The sequence below is a fragment of the Fibrobacter sp. UWB4 genome (assembly GCF_002210345.1).
In the GTDB taxonomy this organism is placed as follows: domain Bacteria; phylum Fibrobacterota; class Fibrobacteria; order Fibrobacterales; family Fibrobacteraceae; genus Fibrobacter.
On the sequence record NZ_MWQI01000004.1, the window covers coordinates 67,287 to 93,513 of the forward strand.

The 26,227-nt window shown below is 48.5% G+C and carries 23 protein-coding genes and 1 pseudogene; 12 read left to right on the forward strand and 12 right to left on the reverse strand.

Annotated elements, in window-relative coordinates:
- Positions 1-7: 7 nt before the first annotated feature.
- The 6 genes from B7990_RS08475 to B7990_RS08500 form a co-directional block, all read right to left on the reverse strand.
- The gene (locus B7990_RS08475) at positions 8-625 is read right to left on the reverse strand and encodes a flavodoxin (RefSeq protein WP_088640547.1); all 618 of its coding nucleotides are present in this window, start codon (positions 623-625) and stop codon (positions 8-10) included.
- A gap of 195 nt (positions 626-820) precedes the next feature.
- Positions 821-1,408, reverse strand: coding sequence for a DapH/DapD/GlmU-related protein (locus B7990_RS08480; protein ID WP_088640548.1), 588 nt, complete (start codon positions 1,406-1,408; stop codon positions 821-823).
- Between the two features lie 10 nt (positions 1,409-1,418).
- Positions 1,419-1,859 carry a nuclear transport factor 2 family protein gene (locus tag B7990_RS08485; RefSeq protein ID WP_088640549.1) on the reverse strand — a complete coding sequence of 147 codons (441 nt, stop codon included), beginning with the start codon at positions 1,857-1,859 and terminating at the stop codon, positions 1,419-1,421.
- A 6-nt stretch (positions 1,860-1,865) separates the two neighbouring features.
- The gene (locus tag B7990_RS08490) at positions 1,866-2,717 is read right to left on the reverse strand and encodes an aldo/keto reductase (RefSeq protein ID WP_088640550.1); all 852 of its coding nucleotides are present in this window, start codon (positions 2,715-2,717) and stop codon (positions 1,866-1,868) included.
- A gap of 231 nt (positions 2,718-2,948) precedes the next feature.
- A complete protein-coding gene (locus tag B7990_RS08495) occupies positions 2,949-3,302 on the reverse strand; it encodes a cyclophilin-like fold protein (protein ID WP_072827993.1) in 354 nt (117 codons plus the stop codon).
- 195 nt (positions 3,303-3,497) lie between these two features.
- A complete protein-coding gene (locus B7990_RS08500; RefSeq protein ID WP_088640551.1) occupies positions 3,498-4,688 on the reverse strand; it encodes a Bcr/CflA family efflux MFS transporter in 1,191 nt (396 codons plus the stop codon).
- Between the two features lie 265 nt (positions 4,689-4,953).
- Between B7990_RS08500 and B7990_RS15010 the strand changes: the two genes are divergently transcribed.
- Complete coding sequence (locus tag B7990_RS15010) at positions 4,954-5,280, forward strand: hypothetical protein (protein ID WP_217897541.1); 327 nt, start codon at positions 4,954-4,956, stop codon at positions 5,278-5,280.
- A gap of 21 nt (positions 5,281-5,301) precedes the next feature.
- Entirely contained in the window at positions 5,302-5,457 is a 156-nt protein-coding gene (locus B7990_RS15015) for a hypothetical protein (protein WP_217897542.1), read from the forward strand.
- Positions 5,458-5,543: 86 nt separating this feature from the next.
- Here B7990_RS15015 and B7990_RS08515 read toward each other — a convergent pair whose 3' ends face one another.
- Entirely contained in the window at positions 5,544-6,749 is a 1,206-nt protein-coding gene (locus tag B7990_RS08515) for an alpha/beta hydrolase (protein ID WP_088640553.1), read from the reverse strand.
- A 17-nt stretch (positions 6,750-6,766) separates the two neighbouring features.
- Positions 6,767-7,306: a flavodoxin family protein gene (locus B7990_RS08520; protein WP_072977139.1), complete on the reverse strand. Its 540-nt coding sequence runs from the start codon at positions 7,304-7,306 to the stop codon at positions 6,767-6,769.
- Between the two features lie 192 nt (positions 7,307-7,498).
- Between B7990_RS08520 and B7990_RS08525 the strand changes: the two genes are divergently transcribed.
- Together B7990_RS08525 and B7990_RS08530 are read left to right on the forward strand one after the other, a co-directional pair.
- The gene (locus B7990_RS08525) at positions 7,499-8,380 is read left to right on the forward strand and encodes a LysR family transcriptional regulator (RefSeq protein WP_088640554.1); all 882 of its coding nucleotides are present in this window, start codon (positions 7,499-7,501) and stop codon (positions 8,378-8,380) included.
- A 20-nt stretch (positions 8,381-8,400) separates the two neighbouring features.
- Positions 8,401-8,745 (forward strand): annotated as a pseudogene (locus B7990_RS08530) (N-acetyltransferase family protein); the annotation flags it as partial.
- Here the strand turns inward: B7990_RS08530 and B7990_RS08535 are convergent.
- Complete coding sequence (locus B7990_RS08535; protein ID WP_141099245.1) at positions 8,720-9,997, reverse strand: Na+/H+ antiporter NhaC family protein; 1,278 nt, start codon at positions 9,995-9,997, stop codon at positions 8,720-8,722. The pseudogene B7990_RS08530 and the gene B7990_RS08535 overlap by 26 nt on opposite strands.
- Positions 9,998-10,018: 21 nt before the next feature.
- Entirely contained in the window at positions 10,019-10,807 is a 789-nt protein-coding gene (locus B7990_RS08540) for a ZIP family metal transporter (protein ID WP_176407261.1), read from the reverse strand.
- 106 nt (positions 10,808-10,913) lie between these two features.
- Here B7990_RS08540 and B7990_RS08545 point away from each other — a divergent pair, with 106 nt between their 5' ends.
- Together B7990_RS08545 and B7990_RS08550 are read left to right on the forward strand one after the other, a co-directional pair.
- Complete coding sequence (locus B7990_RS08545; RefSeq protein WP_254917416.1) at positions 10,914-12,095, forward strand: alpha/beta hydrolase; 1,182 nt, start codon at positions 10,914-10,916, stop codon at positions 12,093-12,095.
- A gap of 73 nt (positions 12,096-12,168) precedes the next feature.
- On the forward strand, positions 12,169-12,765 hold the full coding sequence (locus B7990_RS08550) for a class I SAM-dependent methyltransferase (protein WP_088640556.1): 597 nt from the start codon (positions 12,169-12,171) through the stop codon (positions 12,763-12,765).
- Between the two features lie 75 nt (positions 12,766-12,840).
- Here B7990_RS08550 and B7990_RS08555 read toward each other — a convergent pair whose 3' ends face one another.
- Both B7990_RS08555 and B7990_RS08560 read right to left on the reverse strand, forming a co-directional pair.
- Complete coding sequence (locus B7990_RS08555; protein ID WP_088640557.1) at positions 12,841-14,568, reverse strand: ABC transporter ATP-binding protein; 1,728 nt, start codon at positions 14,566-14,568, stop codon at positions 12,841-12,843.
- Complete coding sequence (locus B7990_RS08560; RefSeq protein WP_088640558.1) at positions 14,561-16,324, reverse strand: ABC transporter ATP-binding protein; 1,764 nt, start codon at positions 16,322-16,324, stop codon at positions 14,561-14,563. The genes B7990_RS08555 and B7990_RS08560 overlap by 8 nt, the downstream gene beginning before the upstream one ends.
- Before the next feature lie 178 nt (positions 16,325-16,502).
- Between B7990_RS08560 and B7990_RS08565 the strand changes: the two genes are divergently transcribed.
- The 6 genes from B7990_RS08565 (at position 16,503) to B7990_RS08590 (ending at position 26,086) form a co-directional block, all read left to right on the forward strand.
- Positions 16,503-17,705, forward strand: a complete 1,203-nt coding sequence (locus B7990_RS08565) for a hypothetical protein (RefSeq protein WP_088640559.1) — start codon at positions 16,503-16,505, stop codon at positions 17,703-17,705.
- 139 nt (positions 17,706-17,844) lie between these two features.
- A complete protein-coding gene (locus B7990_RS08570) occupies positions 17,845-20,097 on the forward strand; it encodes a TonB-dependent receptor (RefSeq protein WP_088640560.1) in 2,253 nt (750 codons plus the stop codon).
- 15 nt (positions 20,098-20,112) lie between these two features.
- Positions 20,113-20,334 carry a FeoA family protein gene (locus B7990_RS08575; protein WP_088640561.1) on the forward strand — a complete coding sequence of 74 codons (222 nt, stop codon included), beginning with the start codon at positions 20,113-20,115 and terminating at the stop codon, positions 20,332-20,334.
- The gene (feoB, locus tag B7990_RS08580; RefSeq protein ID WP_088640562.1) at positions 20,331-22,361 is read left to right on the forward strand and encodes a ferrous iron transport protein B; all 2,031 of its coding nucleotides are present in this window, start codon (positions 20,331-20,333) and stop codon (positions 22,359-22,361) included. Before B7990_RS08575 ends, feoB begins: the two co-directional genes overlap by 4 nt.
- 279 nt (positions 22,362-22,640) lie before the next feature.
- Positions 22,641-24,851 carry a TonB-dependent siderophore receptor gene (locus B7990_RS08585; RefSeq protein WP_176407263.1) on the forward strand — a complete coding sequence of 737 codons (2,211 nt, stop codon included), beginning with the start codon at positions 22,641-22,643 and terminating at the stop codon, positions 24,849-24,851.
- Positions 24,852-24,865: 14 nt separating this feature from the next.
- The gene (locus B7990_RS08590; RefSeq protein ID WP_088640564.1) at positions 24,866-26,086 is read left to right on the forward strand and encodes a hypothetical protein; all 1,221 of its coding nucleotides are present in this window, start codon (positions 24,866-24,868) and stop codon (positions 26,084-26,086) included.
- Positions 26,087-26,227 lie beyond the last annotated feature (141 nt).

Below are 26,227 nucleotides of genomic sequence, written 5' to 3' on the forward strand. Positions count from 1 at the left end.
TCGTTTATTATTTCGAGAGCGCCTTCACCCATTCGCGGACAACGGTTTCGGAATCCTTGACCTTGCTTCCGCGCACAGAAAGGGCGGTTTTCTTGTCGAATGCGGCGCCCTTCGTCTGCATCAGCTTTTCGAGCGTAGGGAGGCTCCCTGCACCGTCGGACGAACCCTCGTGAGAGAAGAACGCGTAGACGTTTTTGCCTTGCAAGTTCGCCTGCTTCAGGAATGTCATCACGGGCATCGGTACGTCGTACCACCAGACCGGAAAGCCGACAAACACGGTCTTGTAACGTTCCATTTCTTTGTCGCTCAGGGAGAGGTTTATCTCGGGATAAATATTTCCGTCCTTTTCCTTTTTGGCGACATCGACGGTCTCGTTGTAGGTAACAGGGTATTCTTCCTTGCGCAAGATGCGGGCGTAATCGGCTCCGACTTCGTCGGCAATCCAGTGTGCCATGCTCCGCAGGTGTCCAGACCAGGTGAAATACACGACCAGCACATCGCCTTTTTTCGAGAAATCCGCATCGGCGTTCTGGTCGGCCCTATTACGTTCGGCGCAGCCCACCAAGGAGAGCAGGGCAAGCGCGAACGTTAAGACCGGGACGAAAATTCTTGCGAGTTTTTTCATAGAGTGTTCCTTTGGGGCTATCTTTCTTAATTATAAATTAGATAAAAAAAACACCTATTCGCAATAGCAAAAATACGGCTGGGATTAACTGTTTTACGGTTCGGAAATTTTTATATTGTCAACATGGAAAAATTCCCCTACGACCGTGGCGACATCTCCTTTGAAATAAAATTATTCGACTGAGCGCACGTTTTTTTACCTTTCTTTCTGTTCGGTCGGGTCCTGGATCTTGATGACTTTCGCAGGGACGCCGCCCACCACGGCATAGGCGGGCACATCCTTCGTGAGAACGGCTCCCGCAGCAACCACTGCATATTCGCCGACGGTCACGCCCGGGCAAATCGTCACGTTCATACCAATCCAGGCGTTTTTCTTGATGGTGACCTTGCCGTAGGTGTACTTAGTATGCCGTTCGTTGAAATCGTGGTTGATTGTCGCGATACGCACTCCCGGAGCAATGGAAGCCCCGTCTTCAAACTCAATGCCGCCCGAGGCACTTAAGATGGCGGAATGGTTGATGAATACGCCCTTGCCGAACTTGACGCGGTTCCCGAAATCGCAAATGAACGGGGTCAAGATACGGATTCCGTCGAGGCTCCGACCGAAAAGTTCTTCCAAGTCCTTGACATAGCCGGGATCGTCGGGCAACTTGGCGTTGGCCTTGGCGCAAAGAACACGCGACCGCATCATCTCGTCAACGGCCTCCTTGAAATAACTTTCCCGTACATCGGTAGGTCCGCCGTTATCCATCAATTCGTAAACATAACCTTGTTTGTAATCCATACTCACTCCTTTAATAGGTGCTCGCCTGCGAGAAGATAAACCTCCACTTGTCGCGAACCTTTTTTAGTTTCATATCTTGTTGCAAGCGCCAGGTGTGGCGTCCGCCGCCATAAACAGCCGCATTTACCCGACTCTTGCCCTTGAGCGTTGCACAGTCGCCATCCACAGTCACAAAAATTTCGTCATGTTCCATGGAATAGTAGTTAAGTGTTCCATCCTTGACAGCATCCAGATATTCCTTCTTGTTCATGCGAGAACCGGTCATGTGCACAAGCTGAAAATCATCGTCATGGATTTCGTTCATAGTAGCCATGTCCTTTTGGACCATGGCCTTGCACATCTGCCCATAAAGAGCCTTGATTTGGGATTCGTCATCGGACGCAGCAACGACCGGCGACATCAAGAATGCCGCAGCAACAAACATATTCAACATACAGCGAATAAAACCCATTACATTTTACTCGTGAATCTTGTAATTATTCAGGAGCATTTCGCCCACGCCGGGAGCTTCCGGGTCGTGGGTCCCTTTCCCCTTGTCCAATACCTTGATTTGCTCCATTTCGTTTTCGGAGAGTTCAAAGTCAAAAATATCAAGATTCCCCTTGATGCGTTCCGGATTGGTTGACTTGGGCAATACAATGACTCCGCTCTGGATTTCAAAACGTAGAATCACCTGCCCTGCGTTCTTGCCGTATTTTTTTGCCAGCGCAACGACAGTCTCGTTGGCAAGCAAGCCCTTGTCACCGTGTCCCAGAGGATACCATGCTTCCAGCCTGACGCCTTGCGGGTCAAGAATCTTGCGCAGTTCACTCTGCTGGAAATAGGGGTTGCATTCCACCTGGTTCACGCTTGGAATTGTCGAAAAGCGAGGCACAAAGTTGTTCCAAATTTTCGGCGTCATGTTGCTTACGCCAATAGAACGAATTTTTCCCGTTTCCTTTGCTTCTTCTAAAGCCTTCCAAGCCCCTTCGACATCACCGTAAGGCTGGTGCAGCAAGTAAAGGTCCATGTAATCCATGCCCAGGTTCTTGAGGGATGTATCGACACCTTTCTTGGCCGCATCGTAGCCATAATCCTGCAGCCAGAGCTTGCTTGTAATAAAGACTTCGTCGCGCTTGATACCCGAATCGCGGACGGCCTTGCCTACATCGCTTTCATTCATATAGGCGGCTGCCGTATCGATATGTCGGTACCCCGCCTTGAGTGCGTCCAGCACGGCACGGTAAGTTTCGCCACCGTTCGGAATCATGAATACGCCAAATCCCACTGCCGGAATTTCGACACCGTCGTTCAACCTGATTCTTTCCATAACACGTCTCCTTTTATAGATAATATAAACCTTTGAGTCTACTCTAAGTCAAGTCTTTTTTCATAAATAGACATAGTTATACATTCTTTCGCTTATTTTGCACACTGTGCAATTATGTTCTTGCATTTGCATTTCAAGAAGGTATTTTTAGCATGTACCAAAGGCAAACGCTACAGCGAGAACTATTAGGAGAATCATGGATGAAACGTAAAATGTTAGAGCTTTCGCTGTTTATTCCACCGAGAATGTCGCCTTCACGTTCCCTTTGCCGAGGATCTGCTGGAGGCGTTTCTTGTTCACGTTGTCGATACGGGCAAGGCGCGTGAAATTCCAGGAATTCTTGTCGTAGTAGATGGTGATGGAATTGCCCTGGTAAAGGATGATGTCGCCTGCATCGGTGTCGATTTGCTTGTCGTTACGCGGGAAACTGCGCGGCAGGTCAGCCACCTTCTCGAAGCTGCCGTAGTCGTGCATGTCGAGCGTCATGTCGCCCTGCGTGAGGAATTCGGCGAAGGCCTTGGCCGAGGAATTTTCTTCGAGCGTTGCCGTGAAGGTGGTGTCGTTCACATGGATCTTGAGTTTCACGGGAGCCTCCGTTTGGGCAGATGAACTTGTTGGTACTGCGCCGGGCGTTTTACTGGCAGACGATTTTGGCATCTGGGTTTCAGGTTGCGTCGAATGGCTCGCAGCATCGCTACAGGCCACCAGAAAGAACAACGCTATAAGGATAAAGTTTCGCATACACTCAATATAAATAATTGTGCGAGCGATTCAAAATACTTATTTGCTATGACTCACTATGCCTTTTGCGCATAGTGAACCGCTGGCGAGGACCGAAACAAGCGTCAAAACGGCACCCACAACTAGGACGATCGAGACACTTGTGGCAATGTCCCCCATGCCGACCAGCGGAGAAACGATTCCGCCCATCAAGAAGCCCGATGCCCCGATGGCCGCGGCTGCGGTGCCTGCATTTGCACGTTCCGCATTCAATGCCAATGCGTTTGCAGGGGGCTGACTCATGCCGAACATGAACGTAAGCCCCATGAAAGCGACCTGCAGAAGCGGGAGTAAAGCGTGCGTCATGAGTGCGGCAGCAACAGCAATTGCGAAAACGAACATTCCCGTACCCGCGATTTTCAGGGCCTTGAATTCGTTGCCGACTTTCCCCGACAACGCGCAACCGATAGCCGTGAAAACGGCATTCAGCGCAAAGCACAGGCTAAAGCCGACAGGCGAAAGGCCGTAGATTTTTTGGTAGATAAAGGGCGAAGACGCGATATACCCGAACAAGATAATCATTGGGAATGTGCATACTAAGAAATACGATACGTAGGCGCGGTTCTTGAACACTTTTGCATACAAGCTAAAGCTCGCAAAGACAGATTTTTTGCTGCGACGTTTTGCCGGGAGCGATTCCTGGAATTTCCCTGACATAAAGAGCAACAGCGCTCCATACAGGAGCAACACCGCGAAAGTTCCCTTCCAGCTCATGAAATTCAGCAAGAATCCGCCTAGCACCGGGGCTATAATCGGAGCGACTCCGTTCACAGCGCTCACCATGGCAAGGAACTTGGTGAGGACGGGGCCACGGTAGGAATCCGCCGAAATGGAACGCGCTATCACGATGCCGCCGGACGCCGCCATGCCCTGCAACAAACGAAACACGTTGAAGGTTACGATATTCGGTGCGACAATGCAGGCGACAGTTCCGCAAACAAAAAGCAACAGACAAACTAGCAACAACTTTTTGCGCCCGTACTTGTCGCTCAGCGGGCCTACAAAGAGTTGCCCCACCGAAAGTCCGAGCATGCTCATGGTGAGGCTCAGCTGAGCCATCGAGGGGCTTGCCGCAAAGTAATCGGCAAGGCTCGGGAGGGCCGGCAAGTAAAGGTCCGTCACGAAGGGGCCAAACGCCGAAAGCAGCCCAAGCAACAGCATAAGGAAAGTGAATTTCTGTTTTCCGCTCATAAATTCCTCTTGACGAAACCGCACGGAATCGCCATAAAAAAAGCCCGCAAAGCCTTACAACTGGACTTATGCGGGACCGCTACACGTTGATTTCGCAAGCGAATTTAGGAAAAAATTTTTCCGTTGGCAAGTTCTTGACAAAGGCAAAAAATATTTTTATTTATGGGCACGAAATTTCATTGCGTATAATGGTTCAGCGTGAAACTCAAACATCAGGGTTTTGCGCCTTTTTTATTGCGCAGGGCCCGCAACAAAAGAGGATAAAATGGACTTTTACATGAAACTCCCGCGCGGCAAACGTGAATTCACCCTTTTTCTCGTGACGCTTTCGATTATCTCGATGAACATCATCGCGCCGCTCATCACCTGTTTCGAGATGGGCTTTAGCATGGAAAGCTGGGCGCACGTATTCCCGATTATGCCGATACTCTGGCCGTGTGTCATCGCGACGGTGCTTGTCACATATAAGCCTGCAGCGTTCCTGACTTCAAGGCTTACGCAGAAGGGCGACAGTTTCCATGCGGTAATTACACTCAACATCATGTGCACGGTTTTCCTGATGTCCATCATCTTGACGATTGTAGGCACCTAGGTCGGAAACCGCGAAATTACAATGGAGCCGCTGGTAAACTTCTTTTACAAGTGGCCTCGCAACTTTGCCATTTCGCTCGCAGTAGAAATCTTGATCGCGCAGCCAATTGCCCGCCGCGTGATGCTAGGCCTGCACAAGTACCGCGACGCCCGCCGAGAAGTCGCAGTTTCTAACTGAGCCGTAAATAATCTCAAAAAGCAACCAAGGTCACAATTTGTGACCTTGGACAGCAGCGATAATTGTCGCGGTTAGATGACTTTTGCTTACTTCAAATTCGTCTTGAAGAATTCTTCCATCTTGTCGTAGGGAATTCTACCGTTCACGTCATCGTAGAGGTCCACGTGAGAGGCTCCGGGGATGACGAGGAGTTCCTTGTTGCCGACGGTCTTGCTCCAGTTCTTGGTGGCGTCGAGTTTTGCGGGGACGTTCGCCTTCTTGCCGGTCATCTTTTCGAATGCGCCTTCGCCGAAGTAACGGCTGTAGGCCTTTTCGCCGTGGATGATGAGCACCGGGTTACGGATTTCGTCGGCGTATGCGAGGAGTTTCGTGTTCAGGAGCGAGGTGCCTGCGGAGGCGGCCCAGCCCTTATTGCTGTTGAGGGAACGCTTGTGGTAGCCGCGCGGGGTCTTGTAGTAGGTGTAGTAATCCTTGACAAAGTAAGGTGCGTCGTCCGGGAGCGGGTCAATAACACCACCGGCCAGGTCGTACGTGCCGTTCTTGAAGTCCTTGGTGCGCTGGGCCATCAGAGCCTTGCGGGCCTCATTGCGGGCGTCGGCGTTGTTTGCGGAATCGAAGTAGCCGTTTGCAGTCACGCGGCTCATATCGTACATGGTGGATGCAACGGTCGCCTTGACGCGGGTGTCGATGCCGGCAGCGTTAATCGCCATGCCGCCCCAGCCGCAAATGCCGATGATGCCGATGCGTTCCGGGTCAACGTTGTCGCGAGTCGAGAGGAAGTCCACGGACGCCATGAAGTCTTCGGTGTTGATGTCCGGGCTGTTCATGTAGCGCGGCTCGCCGCCCGATTCGCCGGTGAAGCTCGGGTCGAATGCGATGGTCAGGAATCCGCGTTCCGCCATGTGCTGGGCGTAAAGGCCGCTAGACTGTTCCTTGACGGCACCGAACGGGCCTGAGACTGCAATCGCGGGAAACTTGCCGTTCACCTTGAGGCTCGTGTCCTTGGGCACGAACATGTCGGCGGCGAGTTCAATGCCAAAATGGTTCTTGAAAGTGACCTTGGAATGTTCGACCTTGTCGCTCTTGGGGAATACCTTGTCCCATTCGGCGGTGAGCGTAAGCTTGTTCATATTTTCGTCCTTTGTCTGTTGTGCTGCGGAGGCTGTTTCTGTTGCGGGCTGTGCGGCCGGTGTGGCGGCACCCTGCGTATTGTTTTCTTTTTCGGGGCAGCATGCCATCAGGGTGCATGCGGAAACCACGGCAAACGCCGCTTTTAAGAATCTGGATTTCATGATTTATCTCCTTGTTGTTAAACTTTTTTTCCCATGGCGAACGCCTTTTTTAGGAGCGCGGAATTCTTCTTGACGTCGCCCGCGCTTTCGGCACCTGTGGCGCAGAGGGCGCCCTTGAGCTTCACGCCGTCGAAACAGGCGATCCACCCCCCAATGCCGCGTTTCGCGATATTCATGGCTTTCGCGTCGGTGTCGGCGGCAGAAGTGAGCAGGTAAATTTCGCGGAACTTGTAATCGCTGGAATAGAGGGAATTCGCGCGGTCGAGCATCGTCTTGAGCTGGCCGCTCATCTCGTAATAGTAAATCGGCGTTGCAAACACGATGACATCGGCCGATTCCATCTTCTTGGTGATGGCGGGAGCGTCGTCCTTGATGACGCACTTGCCCTTCTTCTGGCAAGCGAGGCAGCCCATGCAAAAACCGATCTTCTTGCCGCGCAGCGACTCGAATTCCACCTTGTTGCCCGCCTCGGCGGCGCCCTTCGCGAACTCCTGCGCCAGGGTTTCGGAGTTGCTCCCCTTGCGCAAGCTGCTGGACAAGACCAATACTTTTTTCATAGGTTCCTCTCGGTTGAAGTCTTTACATGTTCAAATATACCTCTTTTTTTAGATATTGCAAATACTTTGTTTTCATAACTAGATATGCCTATAAGGCATAGAAAACAAGCTTTCACAAGCATTAGTTATTCCTTTCGGGCATTTTTTTGCAATTTCATACCCGCGGGGCTTGAATTTTATTAGTTTTCGGGTATGGAACTTCGAGTTTTGCGGTATTTTCTGGAGGCGGCGCGGTTGGGGAATGTCTCGCGCGCGGCGGATAATCTTTGCGTGACGCAGCCGACGGTGAGTCGCCAGCTCAAGGAGTTGGAGGAGGAGCTGGGCGAGAAGCTTTTCGAGCGCACGAACTACGCGATTCGGCTGACGCCTGCGGGGGAACTCTTGCGGGAGCGTGCGGAGGATATCCTTTCGATGGCGGACAGGACGGTGCAGGATTTCAAGTCGCTGAAGGAAGACGAGGTGGTGGGTGAAATCGCCATTGCCTGCGCGGAATCGCGGAACGTGAACTTTCTTTCGAAGTGCATCGCGATTCTCCGGGACGACTATCCGAAGATTAAGTACAACTTATATTCGGGCGACAGCGAGCGCGCCCTGGAAAAGCTGGACAAGGGCATTTTCGATTTCGCGGTGGTTGTAGATAACGTCGATTTGGAAAAGTACAACTGCCTTGCGGTGCGTTCGGTGGACCGCTGGGGCGTGGTGATGCGTCGCGACGACCCTTTGGCCAAGCGGGATTTCGTCGAGCCGAAGGACTTGCTCGACAAGCCGCTGTTGGCGTCGCGCCAGGCGATGGTGGCGGATTTACCGAAATGGTTCGGCGACGATATTTCGAGGCTGAACGTAATCGTGGGGCTGGATCTTTCGTACAACGGTTCGGTGCTTGCCAAAGAGGGCTCGGGCTACCTGCTCACTTTCGACGGCCTAGTGGATACGAGCCGCAGTTCGCGCCTGTGTTTCAGGCCGCTCATGCCCGAACTCACCACCAACATGTATATCATTTGGCGGCGGGGCCAGCAGTTCACTCGGGCGGGCGAACTTTTCCTCGATACGCTCCGGCACGTGCTGGGGGAATAGAAAAGATTAGAGGACTATTGTTCACGGGCATCGCTATCGATGCGGACTCCGGCGAGGTTGTGGGGCTGTACATTCTCCACCCGAACAATGTCGGGCGCTGCGGGCACATTTCAAACGCGAGCTATGCGGTGAAGAAGAACAAGCGTGGCCAGCATAACGGTGAATTTCTCGTAAAGGATTGCCTCGCGAAGGCCAAGGAAATCGGTTTCAGGATTTTGCAGTTCAATGCGGTTGTCGCGACAAATACATCTGCATTGAAGTTGTACAAAAAGCTAGGCTTTACGCAACTCGGCGTGATACCCAAGGGATTTTTGCTCAAGGACGGGAACTACGAGGACATCATCCCGCATTATATAGAACTTTAAAACGGTTGCGCGCCAGCAATCTGGTGATAGGCAACAAATATAAGAAACACGCACAAAAGACGGACGATGACGGAGCTTGCGCTGCTACAAGTACGATTGTTGTCGCGACAGACCATGGTACAAGAGCAATTACCGTTACAGCGGAATCGTAAAGATCCAACGCATGATGCTCTCGACAATCAGTCGATTCTTCTGTTGGCGACGTCAGTTGGTGTGTTAGAACAATTGTCAATGTCTGATTGCATGTCACGCAGGCCATCAATATGGACGTAGCGAGTTTAGATACAAAAGAATTTGTACAGGATTCTAGTTTTTGGATCTTTGATTTCAACGAATCTAGCAGCCGCGTTTCCTTGAAGATTCCGCCATAACACCCTGCGATGACGACAATGATGAAAACATTCACCATTGACAAAACTCCACCGCCATTTACCATTTTATTTAGTTCAGGGACGCCTGCACGATAGCCAAAAACAAGCATTTTAAAAATTTCGGGCAGCATGCAATTTTCAATAACGAAGGCTGTCACAAACGCACTAATTGCGCTACATAAAAGCACAAGCCAAGAGCGCAACCGTAAAACCGAAAGTACAACCATCAAAATCGCAGGGACAAAGCCCCACCACGAAAGCGTAAATTTCAACGAGAACAGACTCTCAGCAGAAAAAGCACTTTTCGATTCATCTAAAACAAATCCTGCTACAAGGTAAATCACACAACTCAACAACAGCGGAAGCCAAGTCGTTCTGAGCATGTTGCGAACATTCCGATAAATATCGGTTCCTGTAATATTTGCAGTCAAAAGCGCCATCGAAGAAATCGGGGAAAGTCGATTCCCAAAGTATGCACCAGAAAGAATCGCTCCGCCCGTCCACATGGGGCTTATGCCTAGGGGCTGAGCCGAAGTCGCACAGATGACCCCCATCGTAGCCGCAGTACCAAGCGAAGTTCCCGTCAAAAGTGACATTGCGCAATTCAGAAGAAACGTCACAAGAATAAAGCTTTGTGGGTGAATTAAATGCGTTGCGCAACTCACAATAACAGGAATTGTACCACTTGCACGCCAAAGAGAGGTCAAGACGCCCACAAGTACAAACAAAATCAACAATCCGCGGGTTGTTTTGATGCCGCGAGCGCACATCCCGAGTATTTGCGAAAATGAAAAAGAACGTCTTTTAGCAAGCCCGACGAGAATGCACAAGCCCGACAAAAGCGCAAGAATCATTTTAAAATTCAATAAATTCCAAATCACGGCGCCCAAAAATAGAAATGATTACAGCGCGCTGTCGAGTGCCATCATGAGCGTGAAGCCGACGGCGAAGAGAATTGTGCCTGCGTCAAAGTGGTCGCCTTCGCTCACTTCGGGGAGCATTTCTTCGACGACAACGTAAATCATTGCGCCTGCCGCAAACGAGAGCAGGTAGGGCATAAATGGCGAAAGGATTTCGGCGGCGATTAAGGTAATCAAGGCACCGATGGGTTCGACGGCTCCAGAGAGCGCCCCAAGTGCGAATGCTTTTTTGCGCGTTGCGCCTTCGGCTTTTAGCGGGAGCGAAACGACGGCACCTTCGGGAAAGTTCTGGATGGCGATGCCGATGGAAAGCGCAAATGCAGCTGAAAGTGTGATGGCGACATTTCCGGAAAGCCAACCTGCGAAAACGATGCCGACGGCCATGCCTTCGGGCAAGTTGTGGAGCGTCACGGCGAGCGTGAGCATCGTGGTGCGTTTGAGTTTTGCTCTCGGGCCTTCGGGTGTTTTGCTGCCCAAGTGCAAATGCGGCGTGATTTTATCCAAGATGAACAGGAATAAAATGCCTGCCCAGAATCCCACTGCGGCGGGTGCAAATGATAATTTCCCCAAATGTTCGCTTGCTTCGATAGCCGGGAGGAGCAGGCTCCAGACGGATGCCGCTACCATGACTCCGGCCGCAAATGCTAAAAGTCCGCGCTTGAGGTTTTGCTTCATTTGCCCACGGATAAAGAATACGCAGGCAGCGCCGAGAACTGTCCCTAAAAACGGGATGGTGAGACCTTGAATAATGGGTAAAATGGGTTGACTCATACGAGAAAAGATAGTATTAAAATGATGTGATTTCAAAAAATCACGCTGGAGTTTTGAAGGTCTAATTGGAGTAGCGTAAACGTTTGTGTTTTTGTATCGTAGACGCATGAATAAGATAAAGTCCTTTGTTATCGCGGCTTCTGCCGTATTACTTTTTACGACGTCCGCAAATGCGTGTCTTGCCGCCTGCAAGGAAAAGAAGCGGGATGAAGCTTACAGTAAACCTCTATCGGCTGCTGCGTTGCAGACTGTTATTGATAACGCTTTGCCGCTGAAGGCGGTGGACCCGGAACTTGGCGAACCTTATCAGGTCTACCCGATTGACGTAAAACCGTATGATAAGGATTTCCATGCAACGCTGATTGAATATCCTTATGGGAGTTCTCCGCGTGCGGTGACGCATGAACCGAATCCGCGAGGGATTATCTTGTACGTGCATGGTTATAATGATTACTTCTTCCAGGAAGAACTTGCGGAAAAATCGGATTCTGCAGGTTTTGCGTTCTTTGCAATTGACTTGCATTACAATGGTCGTTCGTATAGTGAAGGCGAGCCGCGCTCGGATATGCGTAGCGTCAAGGAATACTATGCGGAGTTGGATGCTGCTGTGGCGCTCAGCAAGAAGATTGCGTCGAAAGGCTCGAATGCAAAATTGCCGTTTGTCGTTCTCGGGCATTCGCAGGGTGGGTTGATCACGCCGAATTATCTGAATGAACGCAATAGCGAAGATTTTGCGGCTCTCGTTTTGAATAGCCCGTTCCTAGATTATAAAAATAGCTGGTTTGTTCGCAACGTGGCCTTTCCTGTATTTTCGGATATTGCGCTGTTGTTGCCCGATGCACCCGCTCCGAAACAGGAAGCCCCTAAGTACAACATATCTCTTTTGAAAAGTGAAAAGGGCGAGTGGGAATTTAATCGTGAATTGAAAAGCGATGAATGGCCGCAACAGTACTTTGGTTACCTCCGTGCGACAACTCGCGGCATCAAGTGGATCCATGCGGGAATGCAGATCAAGGCTCCTGTTCTCATGATGCGTAGCGGCTGCACGGTGAACACGGTCAAGTGGGATGACGACTACATGCGTTGCGACTGCATGCTTGATGTGAATCTCCTTGAAAAGTGGGCTCCGAAATTGGGTAGTGATGTTACGACCGTAACGATTGAGGATGGCATGCATGACTTGTTCCTCTCGCGCAAGGATGTTCGCGATAACGCTTACCGCACGATGTTTGAATTCTTGGATGGAGCTGTTTTGCGGAAGCAGATTGTCGTTGCGCAGAACTTTTAATAATTAGATTTTGTTTTAATCGGTTAGCGCACTTTCCTTGTCATGAGGGGAGTGCGTTTTTTAGGAGAAAAATATGAGTAAGAACATTTGGGATGTCTTTGCGCCGGTTTACGAATTCGCGATGCGTTCGCAGAAGGATATTTATGATTTTATGTATGGGCGGATTGGGGAGGTTGTGCGGGGCAAGGATGTGCTTGAACTGGCGACGGGCCCGGGGATGATTGCGCGGCATATTGCGCCGCAGGCGAATCATGTAGTGGCGACGGATTTTGCGCCGAAGATGATCGAGACGGCTCGCAAGGCGAAGAATCCGGAAAATGTGCGCTTTGAAGTGGCTGATGCGACTTCGTTACGGTTTATGGACAAAGCTTTTGATGTCGTCGTTATTGCGAATGCGCTCCACATTATCCCAGAGCCTTCAAAGGCGCTTGCGGAAATCCGCCGCGTTTTGAAAGATGACGGCGTGCTGATTGCCCCGAACTTTATATTCCCTGCTGACGGTAAAAGAAACTTGTGGCAAAAGCTTTTGAGTCTTGTCGGTGTCCGCTTTGCGCACGAATGGACGGAAGACGAATACAAGTCTTTTTTGAAAGGGAATGGCTGGACGATAACGGAAAATTGCGTTATTAAGGGGCGGATTGATTTAGCGTATGTGGAATGCGGGAAATAGAAAATCGCGTACTAAAAACAGAAAATTGCCCCGGATTTCTCCGGGGCAATTTAGTAGGTGGTTATTGAATGAGTTCTAATTTACTTCTTGGAGCTTGAGCATTTTGCCGAAGAGGCCGCCCTTTGCTTTGAGTTCTGCGGGGGAGCCGGTTTCGACAACTTGACCGTTTTGCAGGACCACGACCTTGTCGGCATTTGCGATGGTGCGCATGCGGTGGGCGATGATGATGACGGTCTTGTTTTGCACGAGTTCCGAAATGCTTTGCTGAATCTTGGATTCGTTTTCGACATCGAGGCTTGCGGTGGCTTCGTCAAGGAGCACGATGGGGGCGTCCTTGAGGATGGCGCGGGCGATGGAGATTCGCTGGCGTTCGCCGCCGGAGAGCGTGTCGCCGTTTTCGCCGATGACGGTGTCGTAGCCTTGCGGGAGTCTTTGGACAAAGTCATCGCAGTTGGCGAGTTTTGCAGCTCGCAGGATTTCTTCGTCGGTGGCGTCGCGTTTACCGATGCGAATGTTGTCGCGGATGGACGTGTTGAACAGCACGACATCCTGGAAGACGATGGAGAAGTTTTTGAGGAGCGTTTCGGGATCGATTCTCGAAATGTCCTGGCCGCCGAGCGTGATGGTACCGCCTTGAATGTCCCAGAAGCGGGCGGCGAGCTTTGCTGCGGTTGTCTTTCCGCTGCCAGACGGGCCCACGAGTGCGGTGATTTCGCCTTGCTTGGCGGTGAACGAAGCCTTCTTCAAGACTTGCTTTTCTTCGTTGTAGTAGAAGTCAACGTTCTTGAATTCAATGTCATAATCAGCGGGCTCAAACTTTGTGGAACCGCGCTGGACTTCCATATCGTCCATTTCCTTGAATCGCTTGAGACGAACATCCAAGAAGAATAGTTCCGTCATGTTGTTTAGAACGAGATAAATGGGGCTGTAAATCGTCGATGCGCAGACGATGTACACGAGATAATCAAATACGCTTAATTTGTCTTGTGCAAGGAGGATAGAACCGAAAATGAGAACGGAAGCAAGTCCGAGTTTCAGGAAAATCTGGGCGCCGTTCAAGATGACACCAGACATGAATTCGCCTTTAATCTGGGAATGTTCATAGAATTTGGAGTGATCATCCAATGCTTTGCAGACTCTTTCTTCTTCGCAGTAGGACTTGATTTCTTGAATATTTTCAAGGCTTTCCTGAATGTCTTCGGTAATGACGCGGGCCGCATTGTAGGTATGCTTGAAGTTTTTGAACTGTAATTTGCGGGACAAGTAAATGAGCAAGCCTGCAAATGGTGCTACCCACAAAAGTGCAGCAGCCATCAACGGGTTGTAAATGATGAGTGCGACTGCGCAGATAACGAGCATCGCGGCGACTGCGAAAATTTCAGGAACGGCGTGCGAGAAAATCATTTCAAGTGCGTTCACGTCATTCATGATGGTCGAAGTCAAGTCGGAAAGGTCCTTTTTGCCAAAGAAGGCGAGCGGGAGCTTGCGCAACTTTTCGGCAAGCGTGATGCGACGTTTTTTACATTCCGAATAGACAGATTCGTACGTGCTGTCGTAAGAGAGCGCATAGATGAAGTACATGACAAGGTAAATGACGACCGCAATTGCTATGTAAACCCAGAAATTATGCGGTTCTGCCGACGGATTTTGCATTTTCGCCATGAATTCCTTGAGGAACAGGAATACGAACGAAAGCGGGAGCATTAACGAGAGGTAATGCCACGTTGTCCAAAATACGCCTTTGATAAATGTTTTTGTACCTTCATCAGAGAGGACAAAGCGATTTTTGATCCAATTATACATTCTTGCCTCCGATAGTCCAGCTGACGGACTGCTGATAATCTTGCCACATCTTGGCGAATATGCCACCCTTTTCGACGAGTTCCTTGTGCGTGCCGCGTTCCACGATTTCACCGCCTTGTACGACGAGAATCTGGTCGGCATTCACGATGCTTGTGAGTCTGTGTGCAATCATCAAGACTGTTTTGCCCTTGGAAAGCGTTTGCAATGCTTGCTGGATAAGGCTTTCGTTTTCAGGGTCTGCAAATGCGGTGGCTTCGTCGAGAACGACAATCGGAGCGTTCTTGAGGATGGCGCGTGCGAGGACGATTCGCTGCTGTTCACCACCGGAGAGGTATGTACCCTTGCTGCCGATGACGGTGTTGATGCCTTCGGGCAAGCGGTCAATGATTTCGCGGCATTGGGCGAGATCGAGTGCCTTGTTGACGCTTTCAATGGATGCCTCAGGAGTTCCGTAACGGACGTTTTCCAAAATACTCTTCTTGAAGAGTCGAGTATTCTGGAAAACGAATGATGTGTTTTTCATGAGGACTTCTTGGGGTATTTCCTTGATGGGCGCGCCGCCGACTAAAATTTCACCATCGTTGGCATCGAAGAATCTCGGGACGAGCTTTGCAATGGTGCTCTTGCCGCCGCCAGATGCACCGACGAGAGCGACTGTTTCGCCTTCCTTTATTTTGAATGAAATGTCATGAAGGACTTCATTTTCTGTGCCGGGGTAGGTGAACTTGACATTCTTGAATTCAACATCGAAATGCTTGACTTCTTGCGGGTTTGTCGGTGTAGCAAGTTCCGGGTAATCTGTCAACGATTCAATGCTACCAATGGCGAGTTTTGCCTGGTTTACGGCTTGGCTCAAGTACATGCTGCGCATGACGCACTGCGAGAAAACGGGGGTCACGAGAACGTAGAGCATCAAGTCCACGATTGTTGCGGCGATGTTGCCCGAACTCGTTGCAATCAGGAATGCCGTGGGAACAAGGATGAGGGCGACGCCGTTGATGAGCGTCGTGTAAGAGCACATGATGAACTTCCAACTGCTGGAATATGCAGTGACCATTTGATGGTAATCATCAATCGTTTTATAGAAATTCTTGAAGGAGAAAATTGTTTGTTGGAAGACTTTCACGACGGGGATGCCGCGCACGTATTCGACCGCTTCTGTATTCATGTCTTCGAGAGACTTCATGTACTTTTGCATAAAGTCCTTGCTCTTGTTCATCTTGGAGCCGAGCGTGATGATGGCGTAGGCAATTGGGACGAGTGATGCGATGCCAAGACGCCAATCGAAAATGAACAACAATACGAGCGAGGCGATGGGAACGACGATGGTCCCTGCTAAATCCGGGAGTTCGTGCGCCATGAATGTATGTGTGACGGCGGCGTTATCGTCAATGATTTTACGGATGCGTCCGGTGGGGTTCTTGTCGAAAAAGCCAAGCGGGAGCTTTAGCAGTTTTTTCATGGTGATTCTGCGGATGTTGCCTTCGATGCGGAAGGCGACTAAGTGCGAACAGATGAGGGCAGAAAAGTAAAGCACGACGCTCGCTGCCGAGAAAATGACGGCCATCAATGCGTAATGCTTGACCATATCGTATGAAATATTGCCTGTGTCTGCGAATAATTCACGGACGATGAGCCATACATATATAAAGGGAGCGATCCCAGCGATGGAACTCAATGATGAAAATAAAAGTGCAAACGGATATAAAATTTTTCGCGATTGCATATAAGGTGTTAGTCTTTTGAAAACACTCATAGTTACCTTCTGTTTGTTTTTCGCACCAATTTTAATTTATTGAGGTCTTGTTTTAAAGGCTATATTAGTCATATCTAACTTTTTGGATTGGTTTGGGTCCATTTGGAGTTGAGGCGGTCTTTGGGGATTTCTAAAATGCGGGCGAAACTTAAAAGGTGTATAACACTAGGAGTCATGAATGAACAAAAAACTTATTGCAGTTACTTTTGCTGCGAGCCTTTTTGCAGCATGCGGTAGCGATTCTTCGAACAACGCAAGCTCTGATTCGGATGATTACAAACGCGAATTTGCAACTTCCATTTCGACTGGTGAAACGATGTTTATCGGCACGATGTCTTTGGAACACACGGATGATTTGGGCAAGGACTTTGTCGAAGTTGGTACGCGTGCAGGCGTTGTCTATTACGATAATTCCCTGTTCATCGCTGATTTGGATGTAGGTTCTATTTCCCGTTACAGCCTGGCTGAAAACAACAAGCTTGGCAAGGTGACTGCAAAGCTCTCTCTCCCGGGAACTTGGGTGAACCACATTTATTTTGTCAACGAGGAAAAGGCTTATTTGGGCGGCATGCTCGATTCCTTGATTATCATCAACCCGAAAACCATGAAGAAGACGGGTGCCATTGATCTTTCCAAGTACAAGGATAAGGACGCTCTCGTGGTGAGCCCGGGAACTGGCGTGATTGTTGACGGTCGCCTCTATGTGGGCCTCTTGCAGAACGTGAGCGATTATGCTACGGGTAACGAAGCTCAGGTCGCCATTATTGACGTCAAGAAGGATAAAGTAATTGATGTTGCGAAGGATGACCGCATTGCTGCCGTGGGTTCCTTGGATGACTCCCAGAACCAGGCGTTTACGGTGCTTGACGGTTACATCTATTGCTACAGTAATGCTTCTTGGGGCTACGCTCCGGGCCAGGTTGATGGATTCTTGCGTATCAAGGTGGGTGAAACCAAGTTCGATGAAAAGTATGTCTGGAAGGTCAGCGAAGAAGTTGGCATTAAGAACCTTACGGAAAAGGGTAACTTCAAGTATCTCTCTCCGGCAACGTATCCGTCGGAAGATGGCTATGTCTATGCTTTCTTGAACGTGATGGTCGATTTGCAGCAGACTTGGACGGACATGGATAGCTATCACAATAATACTTGCAAGCCGGTGCAGGTTGACCTTGCCAAGAAGAAGATCAAGGCTTTGCCGATTGGTTATTCTTCGAGCTGGGCTAGCTACGGCAAGTATGTTGAAGATGATGGCAACGTAATTTTTGCGGTCTCTACTGAAGAAGATGGCAATGCATACTTCCGCTATGATCCGAAGACGGATAAGGCTAAGAAAATTGCGAAGGCTGAACAGATCCCGATGTGGATTGTGCCGCTGAAGTAAGATTATGAGGCCTAACGGCTAAGCGAAAAAATCATGCGGGCGGGGCCCCAGCTCGGAGTTGCGAAGGCCGCACGGGCCCCTCCCTGCACCCTCCCCATCCTTGGCCGACGCTTTTTTCACTTTAGAAAATTTTTTGATAATGAATATCTATAAAAGAATGAGATTTGTGCTTGCTTGTGCCGCAGTTTTGACTGTGGCTGTTTTTGCGCAGGATGATGAAGTGACGCAATTCGATGATTTTGCGGATGAAAATGAAAGTCCGTCAATTAGCACGGATGCTGCAAATGTCTCGGTGAATGGTGCCGCAGCTGTGAAATCTTCTGCAAATTCGGAAGATGTCACGCGATTAGATTTGCTTTCGGTTGAGACGGAATCCGAAGCGGAACAGGCAGCCATTGCAAAACAGGTAGAAACGGTCTCTACGATTGATGCCGCTGAATTGCAAAATACGAGCAAGAGCGTTTCCAAGGCTATAAATTCTGCTTCTGGCGTGAAAGTGCGCAAGTCTGGCGGAATGGGTAGCGAAGGCAAAATCAATATTCGCGGCATGGAAGGCAAGAACATCAAGGTGCTTGTCAACGGTGTTCCTGTCGAAACGCAAGGAAATTTGGGACTTGACGATATTCCCATCGATCAAATTGCGGATGTCGAAGTTTATAAGGGCTACATTCCGGCGCGCTTTGCAACAGACGGCGCGGGCGGTGCCATTAACATCGTGACTAAGAAACGCCCTGCAAATTCGATTGACGCATCTTACAGTATTTCGAGTTTCAATACGCACAAGGCTTCTGTTGCTGCAAGCCATTTGATTGATAGCATTGCTGGCGCTGCAAGCCTTGAAATTGGCGTGTCCGGCTACTTCAACCATTCCGATAACGATTACGAATTTTCTTCTCCGTATATGAAAAGTTCTACGGGCGAAGATACGAGCGTTGTTCGCGATCATGACCATTACACTTCTTACAATGTGCAGGCTTTTGCGAACTTGATGAACGCCTGGTTTGACCAGATTTCGCTCGGTGCTAGCTTTGGTGCATTTGACAAGCAGATTCAGGGAGTTGAAAACCGCATTAAGGAATCGACATCTGAAGGTTATAATTTTGGAGCTTCGCTCGGACTGGACAAGAAGAATTTCTTTGCTGAAGATCTGAATTTCAGCGACCATTTTTCGTTTGGCTTTGCCGAAAATAAAATCGTGGATACGAGCCGAGTCCATTGCCGAAACTGGTTCAGTTGCGATACGGCGCAAAAGAACGTAGGTGAACTCGTGTCCATGGGACTCCCGAGATTGCGCACAGTAGAGATCTATGATTTCAACAACTTGCTGAATTTTGATTATCAGTTTGTTAAAGGTCAAAAGATTTACTGGAATACGCTCGTCAAGTACCACAAGGAAAATCCTGAAGACGATTACGGCTCTGAAAAGGCTCAGTTTAACACGGCGGGCCTTCCGGGAGAAGTTTTCTCGGTGACGACAGGGCTTTCTCTTGAAAATAATTTCCTTGATTCACGCCTCCAGAATCTTCTCGGTTTCAAGTTCCATTATATGAAGGCTAAAATTTCGAATATGCCGACGAGCCTTCTGATTGAACCTGCGGTGGAATCGAACGATTACCATGATTTCAGTTACGATGAAAGTTTTATGTTCAAGGTGGCAAAGCCACTTTCCATGAAGGCGTCGTATCAGCATGCTGTGCGCTTGCCGACTCCTGAAGAACTCTTTGGCGATGGCATTCGCGTTAGCGCAGCGACAAGTCTCAAGCCTGAACAGGCTGATAACTTCAACTTTGGAATTTCTGTGGATTTGCAGGAATTGCCGCTCGTGACGAGACTCCGCTTTGATGGTGATGTGTTTTATTCGTACTACAAGGATAAAATCCATTACATGAGTTCGGCACAGATGTCTACGCCTTACTTTAACATGAATCCGATTCGTGCCTGGGGCTACGAAGGTGATGTGAAGTTGGATGTCAATGAATGGGTTTTGCTCGGGACGAACTGGACTTTCCAGGACTTGCGTAACATGAAATATACGGCAAAACAGGGCGTCCCCAAGAAGGCGATTGTGCCGAATATTCCGCGATTCTTTATGAACTATCTTGCGGAATTCCATATTGGCGATTTGTTTGGCAAAGAAGACTTCTTGAAAGTCTGGTGGTCTGCAAATTATACGGATGAATATTTCTACGGCTGGAAGATTAGCTCCCGCCAGAGCCGTAAAATTAAATCCTCGTTCACGCAAGATGTAGGCGTTGAATATTCCCTTTGGGATAATAAACTGGGCTGGAGCTTTGAAGTCGATAACATCACGGATAGCGAATCGTTCGATAAGTTTGGTGAAAGTAAACCGGGTAGGAGTTTTGCAACAAAGATTCGCTACAGCTTTAAATAGAAGGAGGTTATAGGAATGTGTTTGTCTGAATTACAGGAAAATCAGAAGGGCTTGATTCAAAAGATTAACGGGGATTCCCGTTTCGTTTCTCGCGTCGTGTCGATGGGGCTTCCGCCGAGCAGCCCGTTCTTGGTATTGCAAAATGATGGGCGTTCTCCGGTTCTCGTGTATTCGCACGATACGATGATTGCGATTAACCGCAAAGAATGTATGCAGATTGACGTGGAGATGGCATGAGAACGATTGCTTTGCTGGGACAGCCGAATTCTGGCAAGTCCACTCTTTTTAATGCATTGACTGGTTCGCATCAGCATGTTGGTAACTGGCCTGGAAAAACGGTGGAAAGGGCAGAAGGCTTTTTCACGCAGGGCGAGGAGCTTTATCGCGTTGTCGATTTGCCGGGTAGCTATGGGCTTACGGCAAACTCTGCCGAAGAGGTCGTAACGCGTACTTACATTGAACATGGTTACGCGGACATTGTCTGCGTTATTGTTGATGCGTCGCAGCTGGAACGCAGCCTTTACATGCTTGCGGATTTTGCGGGCGTGAAAAGCCCGGTGATGCTTGTGCTCAACATGATGGATGTTGCCGAGCAGAAAGGTAAAAAGATTGACGTCCAGAAAATCGAAAAGCTCTTGAACATTCCGGTGCTTGGCTTTACGGCGGCGAATCTGGATGGCTATCCGAAATTCTTTGAAACGCTGAATCGTGCGATTGAAAAGAAGGCTAAGATTTCGTCGGATAAAATCCGTGAAATTGCTCTACGTGAAGGCGACAAAGCGCGTGTTGCAAATCTGAAGAAGCTTGAAGATTTGATTGCGTCTCTGAAGTTTGAAAATCGCGAAAAGTTCTGGGTAGCGTCAAAGCTCTTGGAAAATGATTCGCTTGTGCGTTCGGAAGTCGAAACGGCGGTGACACCGGAACATTGGAAAGAAATCAAGGAAATTCTGGATTCCGAAGGTTCTGATGGCGGACTTTTGACGGGCGAAGCGAAATACCGCTTTGTTTCTGAAGTTCTTCGTGATGCATCTTCGGGCGAGGAAAAGACTGTAAAGCTTTCTCGCTTTGATAAGATTGCGACGCACCGCATCTGGGGTAAGATTGTCGCGTTCTTTATTCTCGTGTTTACGCTTGCCGTGAGCATGATGATTGCGGTTCCGGTTATTGCGGGTAGCTTTGGGTTCCAGCATGTGGCAGAACCGTTTGTGGTCCAGATGTGTGAAAAGCTTGGCTGGTGGCCTTCTGTGGCGTCGTTTATCAATGGCGTTATCATTGGCGGCCTTGCTGTGACTGTCGCCATGATGAGCTTTGTCTTTGCGATTCTCGTGACGTTTGGCTTGATGGAAGATACGGGTTACTTGGCAAGATCTTCGTATGTGTTTGATTCGTGGCTTTCGAGACTCGGTTTGCATGGCAAGGCTTTTATGCCGCTATTTTCGGGGCTTGCTTGCACGGGCGGCGCTGTATGCGGTACGCGTGTTTTGGATACGCGTGGGCAGCGCTTGTTTGCGATGGTGCTTTTGTGGTCGATTCCGTGCGGTGCTAAAGTCTCTGTGGTGCTTTTCCTTGCGTCTGTTTTCTTTGGCTCTGCGGCTCCGCTGTTTGGCGTTGTCTATGTGGCGATGATTTTTGCGTCGTTCTGGCTCTCGTCTAGACTTTTCGGAAATAAGCTGATGCCTGTGAACGAACGCGTGGGCATGATTATGGAACTCCCGCCGTACCATAAGCCGCATTGGAAGATTTTGTTCAAGACGGTTGCTCGCAATGTCTGGGCCGTTTTCAAGAAAGCGATTGTCGTGATTTGGGTTGTGTCGCTCTTGTTCTGGCTTGTTTCGTATTCGAAAGACGGCGTTGTGGAACATAGCGTCCTTTACACGATTGGAAATGCGATTGAACCGTTTACGCAGATTTTCGGCATGCGTTGGCAACTGTTTATCTCATATTTGGGCGGTATCTTTAGCAAGGAGGCGTCGCTTGGCGTGATGAGCGTTGTTTTCGCTAGCACAAGTGATGCGTTCTCTCTTGTTGCCCGAAATGAGGCGGGTGCAAATCTTGCCGAAATGATGCGGGCTGTGGTCTCGATCCCGGAAGCTCTCGCGTTTATTTTTGCATCGATGTTCAATATTCCTTGCGTACTTGCGATGGGAACAACGTATCGCGAAACGCATTCCCTCAAGTGGATGCTTGCGATTGCGGGTTACTATTTTGCGATTTCGCTGGGCTTGGCGTTTATAGTTTACCACATTGCATTGTGGGTGCTTTAAGGCTTCTTCGAAAAACCCAGACTACAATAGAAGCGGGTATGGCGTGCCGAACGGTGCGCCATACTTGTTTTTATGTCTCGTCATTCTGAGCCAAAGAGTTGGGCGATTAGCCCAATCCAGTGCAGAACTTAACTGGATCCTTCATGCTACGCATTCAGGATGACGAGAGCGAAAAGTTATCCTTGTCTAATTGGATTGTTTTAAAACTCTTTAGAGTAGAAGAATTGTAGGTGCTTAATTTATTTTTACTCGTCCATGTTGGAATTGGGACTTTCGAAAATGAAAAAGAAAATTGCGTTTTCTGTTGCGTTGTGTTCTGCTTGTGCAATTGCACAGACTGATGAAGTTACAAGCTATGACGATGCGTTCTTTGATGAACCCGCAGCAGTTAGTGAAAATCCTGCTCCTGCTGCTTCGAATTCTAAAAGCACTGCAAAACCCTCGGATATTACGGTTCTTGACGGCTTGTCTGTTGAAGATGAAAGTGAAGCGGAAACATCTCCAGTTGATACAAAGACGAAAGCTGAATCCGTCAAGGTCTTGGATACAAAGGAACTGCATGGTTCCAGTGCAACAATCGCCGAAGCGACAAATCGCTCAAGTGGCGTGAAAATCCGCCAGTCGGGCGGTCTTGGCGGCGAAAGTAAAATCAATATCCGCGGCATGGAAGGCAAGAATGTGAAAGTCCTTGTCGATGGCGTCCCTGTGGATAATGGAAATGGCTCACTTTCAATCAATGATATTCCTATTGACAAGGTGGATCGCATTGAAGTTTACAAGAGCTATGTGCCGGAACGCTTTGCGACGGATGGCATGGGTGGCGTGATCAATATCGTGACGCGCAATTTGCCCGAAAGTTCCATTGCTGGGTCGTATTCCTTCGGAAGCTTCAATACGCACAAGGCTTCCCTTGATGCAAAGTATGTATGGGTTGTAGATTCTACTAAACAGCGTTCTGTAGAAACAGGGCTTTCCGCTTATTACAACTATTCCGATAATGATTACAGATTTACGACGCCGTACATGGATACAACGGTGACGCGTGAACATAACCAATACTATAGCTATAACATTGCGCCATTTGTGAACCTGAATAATTTCTGGTTCGATAAAGTTTCTGTTGGCGGCTCTTATGCTAAATCGTTTATGCAGGTGCAGGCGACTTCGCATCGAGTGGAAAAAATGACGATGGATGGTGATGGCTTGGGACTTTCTTTGGGTGTCGAAAAGTCTAAGCTTTTTTTGGATGGCTTGTCCGCAGGCCTCGCTTTTAATCTTTCTACATCTGAAGCAAATTTAGTGGATACAAGCTCTGTGTATTTTTACGGCTGGGACAAGACCGATATACGCGTGTCTGATGAACCTTTGGGTGAACGCGCTATCGGGGCGCCCTCTTTAGCCAAATACTCCAAATTTTCTATTAATGTGCCGTGGAATGTCGCTTATTCCTTTAACGATAACCATTCCCTTACGTGGAGTGGCTTGTACAAATATGATTCCCAGAAATTTGAGGATGAGCTTACTTTGGTCCGGACGATCAATAATACGCCTTTTGATGGCTATGATTATTCTATTGTATCCGGCCTTTCCTTGGAAAACAACTTTTTTGATTCGCGTCTCCAGAATGTGCTTGGTGTGAAAGGCTTCTATTACAAGCTGAATGCCGATAATGAAAAAGACAAGATTACTCGATTGAAAAATGAGGATATTGATAAGAAGGATTTTGGCTATAGCGAAAACATAAGATGGAAAATTGTTGATGCCGTTGCGTTGCGCGCAGGCTTCCAGCATAGCTTGCGGTTCCCGACCCGTGATGAAATTTTTGGCGATGGACTTTATGTTGCGAGCGCCCCAACCCTGAAACCGGAAAAATCGAATAATTTTACGGCGGGCATTGATGTTGATCTGGATAAACTTCCGCTTATTTTGAAATTGTATCTTGAATGGAACGGGTTCTATTTGCTCATGGATGACCGAATTTACATTAGCCCGTTCTCTTCTACGCCACGTCCTTGCTATAACAGCTCTGGAACAAAGACGAAGGGCTTTGAAATTGAAGCCAACATTGATGTCAATGAGTATGTGAATCTTTCGTGGAATATGACGTTCCAGGATGTGCGCAGTCGGGAAGACGACCGTACGTATGGAATTTCTAAAGGATGGATTGTTCCGAATATACCGAGATTCTATACAAATTTTGGCGTGGAATTCCATGCAGGAGACTTGTTCTTTGCTGAAGATTTCTTCAAGGTCTATTGGCTTGCGAATTATACGGATGAGTATTACTACTCCTGGAAAGTTTCAAAGAAGCAGAAACGTATAATCCCGAGCGCGTTTACGCAGGATGTCGGTATTGAATATTCCATTTGGGCGAATAAACTCTCCTGGAATTTTGAATTGCACAATCTTATGGATGTAACAGCTTATGACAAGTTTGGTGAATCCAAGATGGGCCGCGCATTCTTTACAAAGTTGAATTTTAACATATAAACAAAGGATAAAACATGAAAAACCTCTTTAAAAATATTTTCTTGGCGGCATCGCTGAGCCTTGCTCTTTCGGCTTGCGGTGATGACACGGGTTCCAATGCCGATGACAACGGCTCTGGAAAGGATTCTGAATCCGCTAATTATGCGCTTTCGTTTAAAGTGGATAATGCTCAGTATTATGGCGTGGGCAAGTTCACTGATAACCAAAAGAAGCTCATTGAAAATTTTGATGAAGGTCCGTCTACTGGAACTGTTGCCTATTTTGATGGTGCAGTCTACACATTGATGGTCAGTGAGGATTTCTCGTCTACGACATTGTCTCGCTATGAACTGGATAAGAAAGGCCGTATGCCGGAAAAGGCTACGGCAACGTACAAGATTACGTCCGGTCCGTCTCTCATGTTCATTTTTGTGGACAAAGATAAGATGTATGTCGAAGAACCGTATGGTGACAAGCTTACCGCTCTGAATCCGAAAACTTTGAAGAAATTGGGCGAGGTGAAGTTTACACCGGATAAGGGCGCTCAGCTTGCGGCTCCGAGTTCCGCAGTTATTCGCGATGGCAAGATCTATGTCTCGCTTGCTCAGATGATCGATATTGAACAGGGTGTCGGCTCCCCGTATGGTACTGTTGCTATTGTTGATATTGCTACAGATAAGGTCGAAAAGGTTATCAAGGAAGACAAGACGGCTTATCTTGGTATTTATGACGATATGAATAACACGATGGCTTTTGTTGATGAAAATGGCGATATCTACTTCTATGCTATGGCCATGTTCGGCATGCTCGGCGAAGATTACAAGGAAGGTTATGTCCGCATCAAGAAGGGCGAAACGGAATTTGATAAGGATTACGTCCTTCGCTTGAATGAATGTGCGTATAAGGGAAAGAGAGTCGAATTTGGTGGCCTTATGACAGGTGGTGCTTATGCTGGTGACGGCAAGTATGTTGCCTTGTTCGGTACTTTTGAAGACCCGTCGAATATGAACAATTATGAATGGCAGCCCATCCTCATTGACTTGAAGAAAAAGAAGATTACAAATCTTGACCTTGGCCCGACGCTTTCCTGGCTCGCTCCGTCAATCCACCTTGACACGGATGGAACGGTTATCTTTGGACATAACGATGGTAAAAAGTCCGCTATTTACCGTTACGATGTAAAGGCTAATAAGCTTAAAAAGGAAATGGATGTTTCTTCTGGCGATGCTTTCTTCATCGTTCCTACTAAGGACTAGTTTTATTTAGGCTTATGATCTTCTAAAAAATCCAGACTCCCATAGAAGAAAAAGTATGACGTGCCGAACGGTGCGTCATATTTTTTATGGTGAATGCTGGGCCAGTGCTGAAACAAGAAGCGCCGGGCTTTGTACCCGACG

Bases quoted from the DNA above. Each gene is read 5' to 3' on its own strand.
- B7990_RS08475 (WP_088640547.1), bottom strand. From the start codon at position 625: ATGAAAAAACTCGCAAGAATTTTCGTCCCGGTCTTAACGTTCGCGCTT.
- B7990_RS08480 (WP_088640548.1), bottom strand. From the start codon at position 1,408: ATGGATTACAAACAAGGTTATGTTTACGAATTGATGGATAACGGCGGA.
- B7990_RS08485 (WP_088640549.1), bottom strand. From the start codon at position 1,859: ATGGGTTTTATTCGCTGTATGTTGAATATGTTTGTTGCTGCGGCATTC.
- B7990_RS08490 (WP_088640550.1), bottom strand. From the start codon at position 2,717: ATGGAAAGAATCAGGTTGAACGACGGTGTCGAAATTCCGGCAGTGGGA.
- B7990_RS08500 (WP_088640551.1), bottom strand. From the start codon at position 4,688: ATGAGCGGAAAACAGAAATTCACTTTCCTTATGCTGTTGCTTGGGCTG.
- B7990_RS15010 (WP_217897541.1), top strand. From the start codon at position 4,954: ATGGACTTTTACATGAAACTCCCGCGCGGCAAACGTGAATTCACCCTT.
- B7990_RS15015 (WP_217897542.1), top strand. From the start codon at position 5,302: ATGGAGCCGCTGGTAAACTTCTTTTACAAGTGGCCTCGCAACTTTGCC.
- B7990_RS08515 (WP_088640553.1), bottom strand. From the start codon at position 6,749: ATGAAATCCAGATTCTTAAAAGCGGCGTTTGCCGTGGTTTCCGCATGC.
- B7990_RS08520 (WP_072977139.1), bottom strand. From the start codon at position 7,306: ATGAAAAAAGTATTGGTCTTGTCCAGCAGCTTGCGCAAGGGGAGCAAC.
- B7990_RS08525 (WP_088640554.1), top strand. From the start codon at position 7,499: ATGGAACTTCGAGTTTTGCGGTATTTTCTGGAGGCGGCGCGGTTGGGG.
- B7990_RS08540 (WP_176407261.1), bottom strand. From the start codon at position 10,807: ATGAGTCAACCCATTTTACCCATTATTCAAGGTCTCACCATCCCGTTT.
- B7990_RS08545 (WP_254917416.1), top strand. From the start codon at position 10,914: ATGAATAAGATAAAGTCCTTTGTTATCGCGGCTTCTGCCGTATTACTT.
- B7990_RS08550 (WP_088640556.1), top strand. From the start codon at position 12,169: ATGAGTAAGAACATTTGGGATGTCTTTGCGCCGGTTTACGAATTCGCG.
- B7990_RS08555 (WP_088640557.1), bottom strand. From the start codon at position 14,568: ATGTATAATTGGATCAAAAATCGCTTTGTCCTCTCTGATGAAGGTACA.
- B7990_RS08560 (WP_088640558.1), bottom strand. From the start codon at position 16,324: ATGAGTGTTTTCAAAAGACTAACACCTTATATGCAATCGCGAAAAATT.
- B7990_RS08565 (WP_088640559.1), top strand. From the start codon at position 16,503: ATGAACAAAAAACTTATTGCAGTTACTTTTGCTGCGAGCCTTTTTGCA.
- B7990_RS08570 (WP_088640560.1), top strand. From the start codon at position 17,845: ATGAATATCTATAAAAGAATGAGATTTGTGCTTGCTTGTGCCGCAGTT.
- B7990_RS08575 (WP_088640561.1), top strand. From the start codon at position 20,113: ATGTGTTTGTCTGAATTACAGGAAAATCAGAAGGGCTTGATTCAAAAG.
- feoB (WP_088640562.1), top strand. From the start codon at position 20,331: ATGAGAACGATTGCTTTGCTGGGACAGCCGAATTCTGGCAAGTCCACT.
- B7990_RS08585 (WP_176407263.1), top strand. From the start codon at position 22,641: ATGAAAAAGAAAATTGCGTTTTCTGTTGCGTTGTGTTCTGCTTGTGCA.
- B7990_RS08590 (WP_088640564.1), top strand. From the start codon at position 24,866: ATGAAAAACCTCTTTAAAAATATTTTCTTGGCGGCATCGCTGAGCCTT.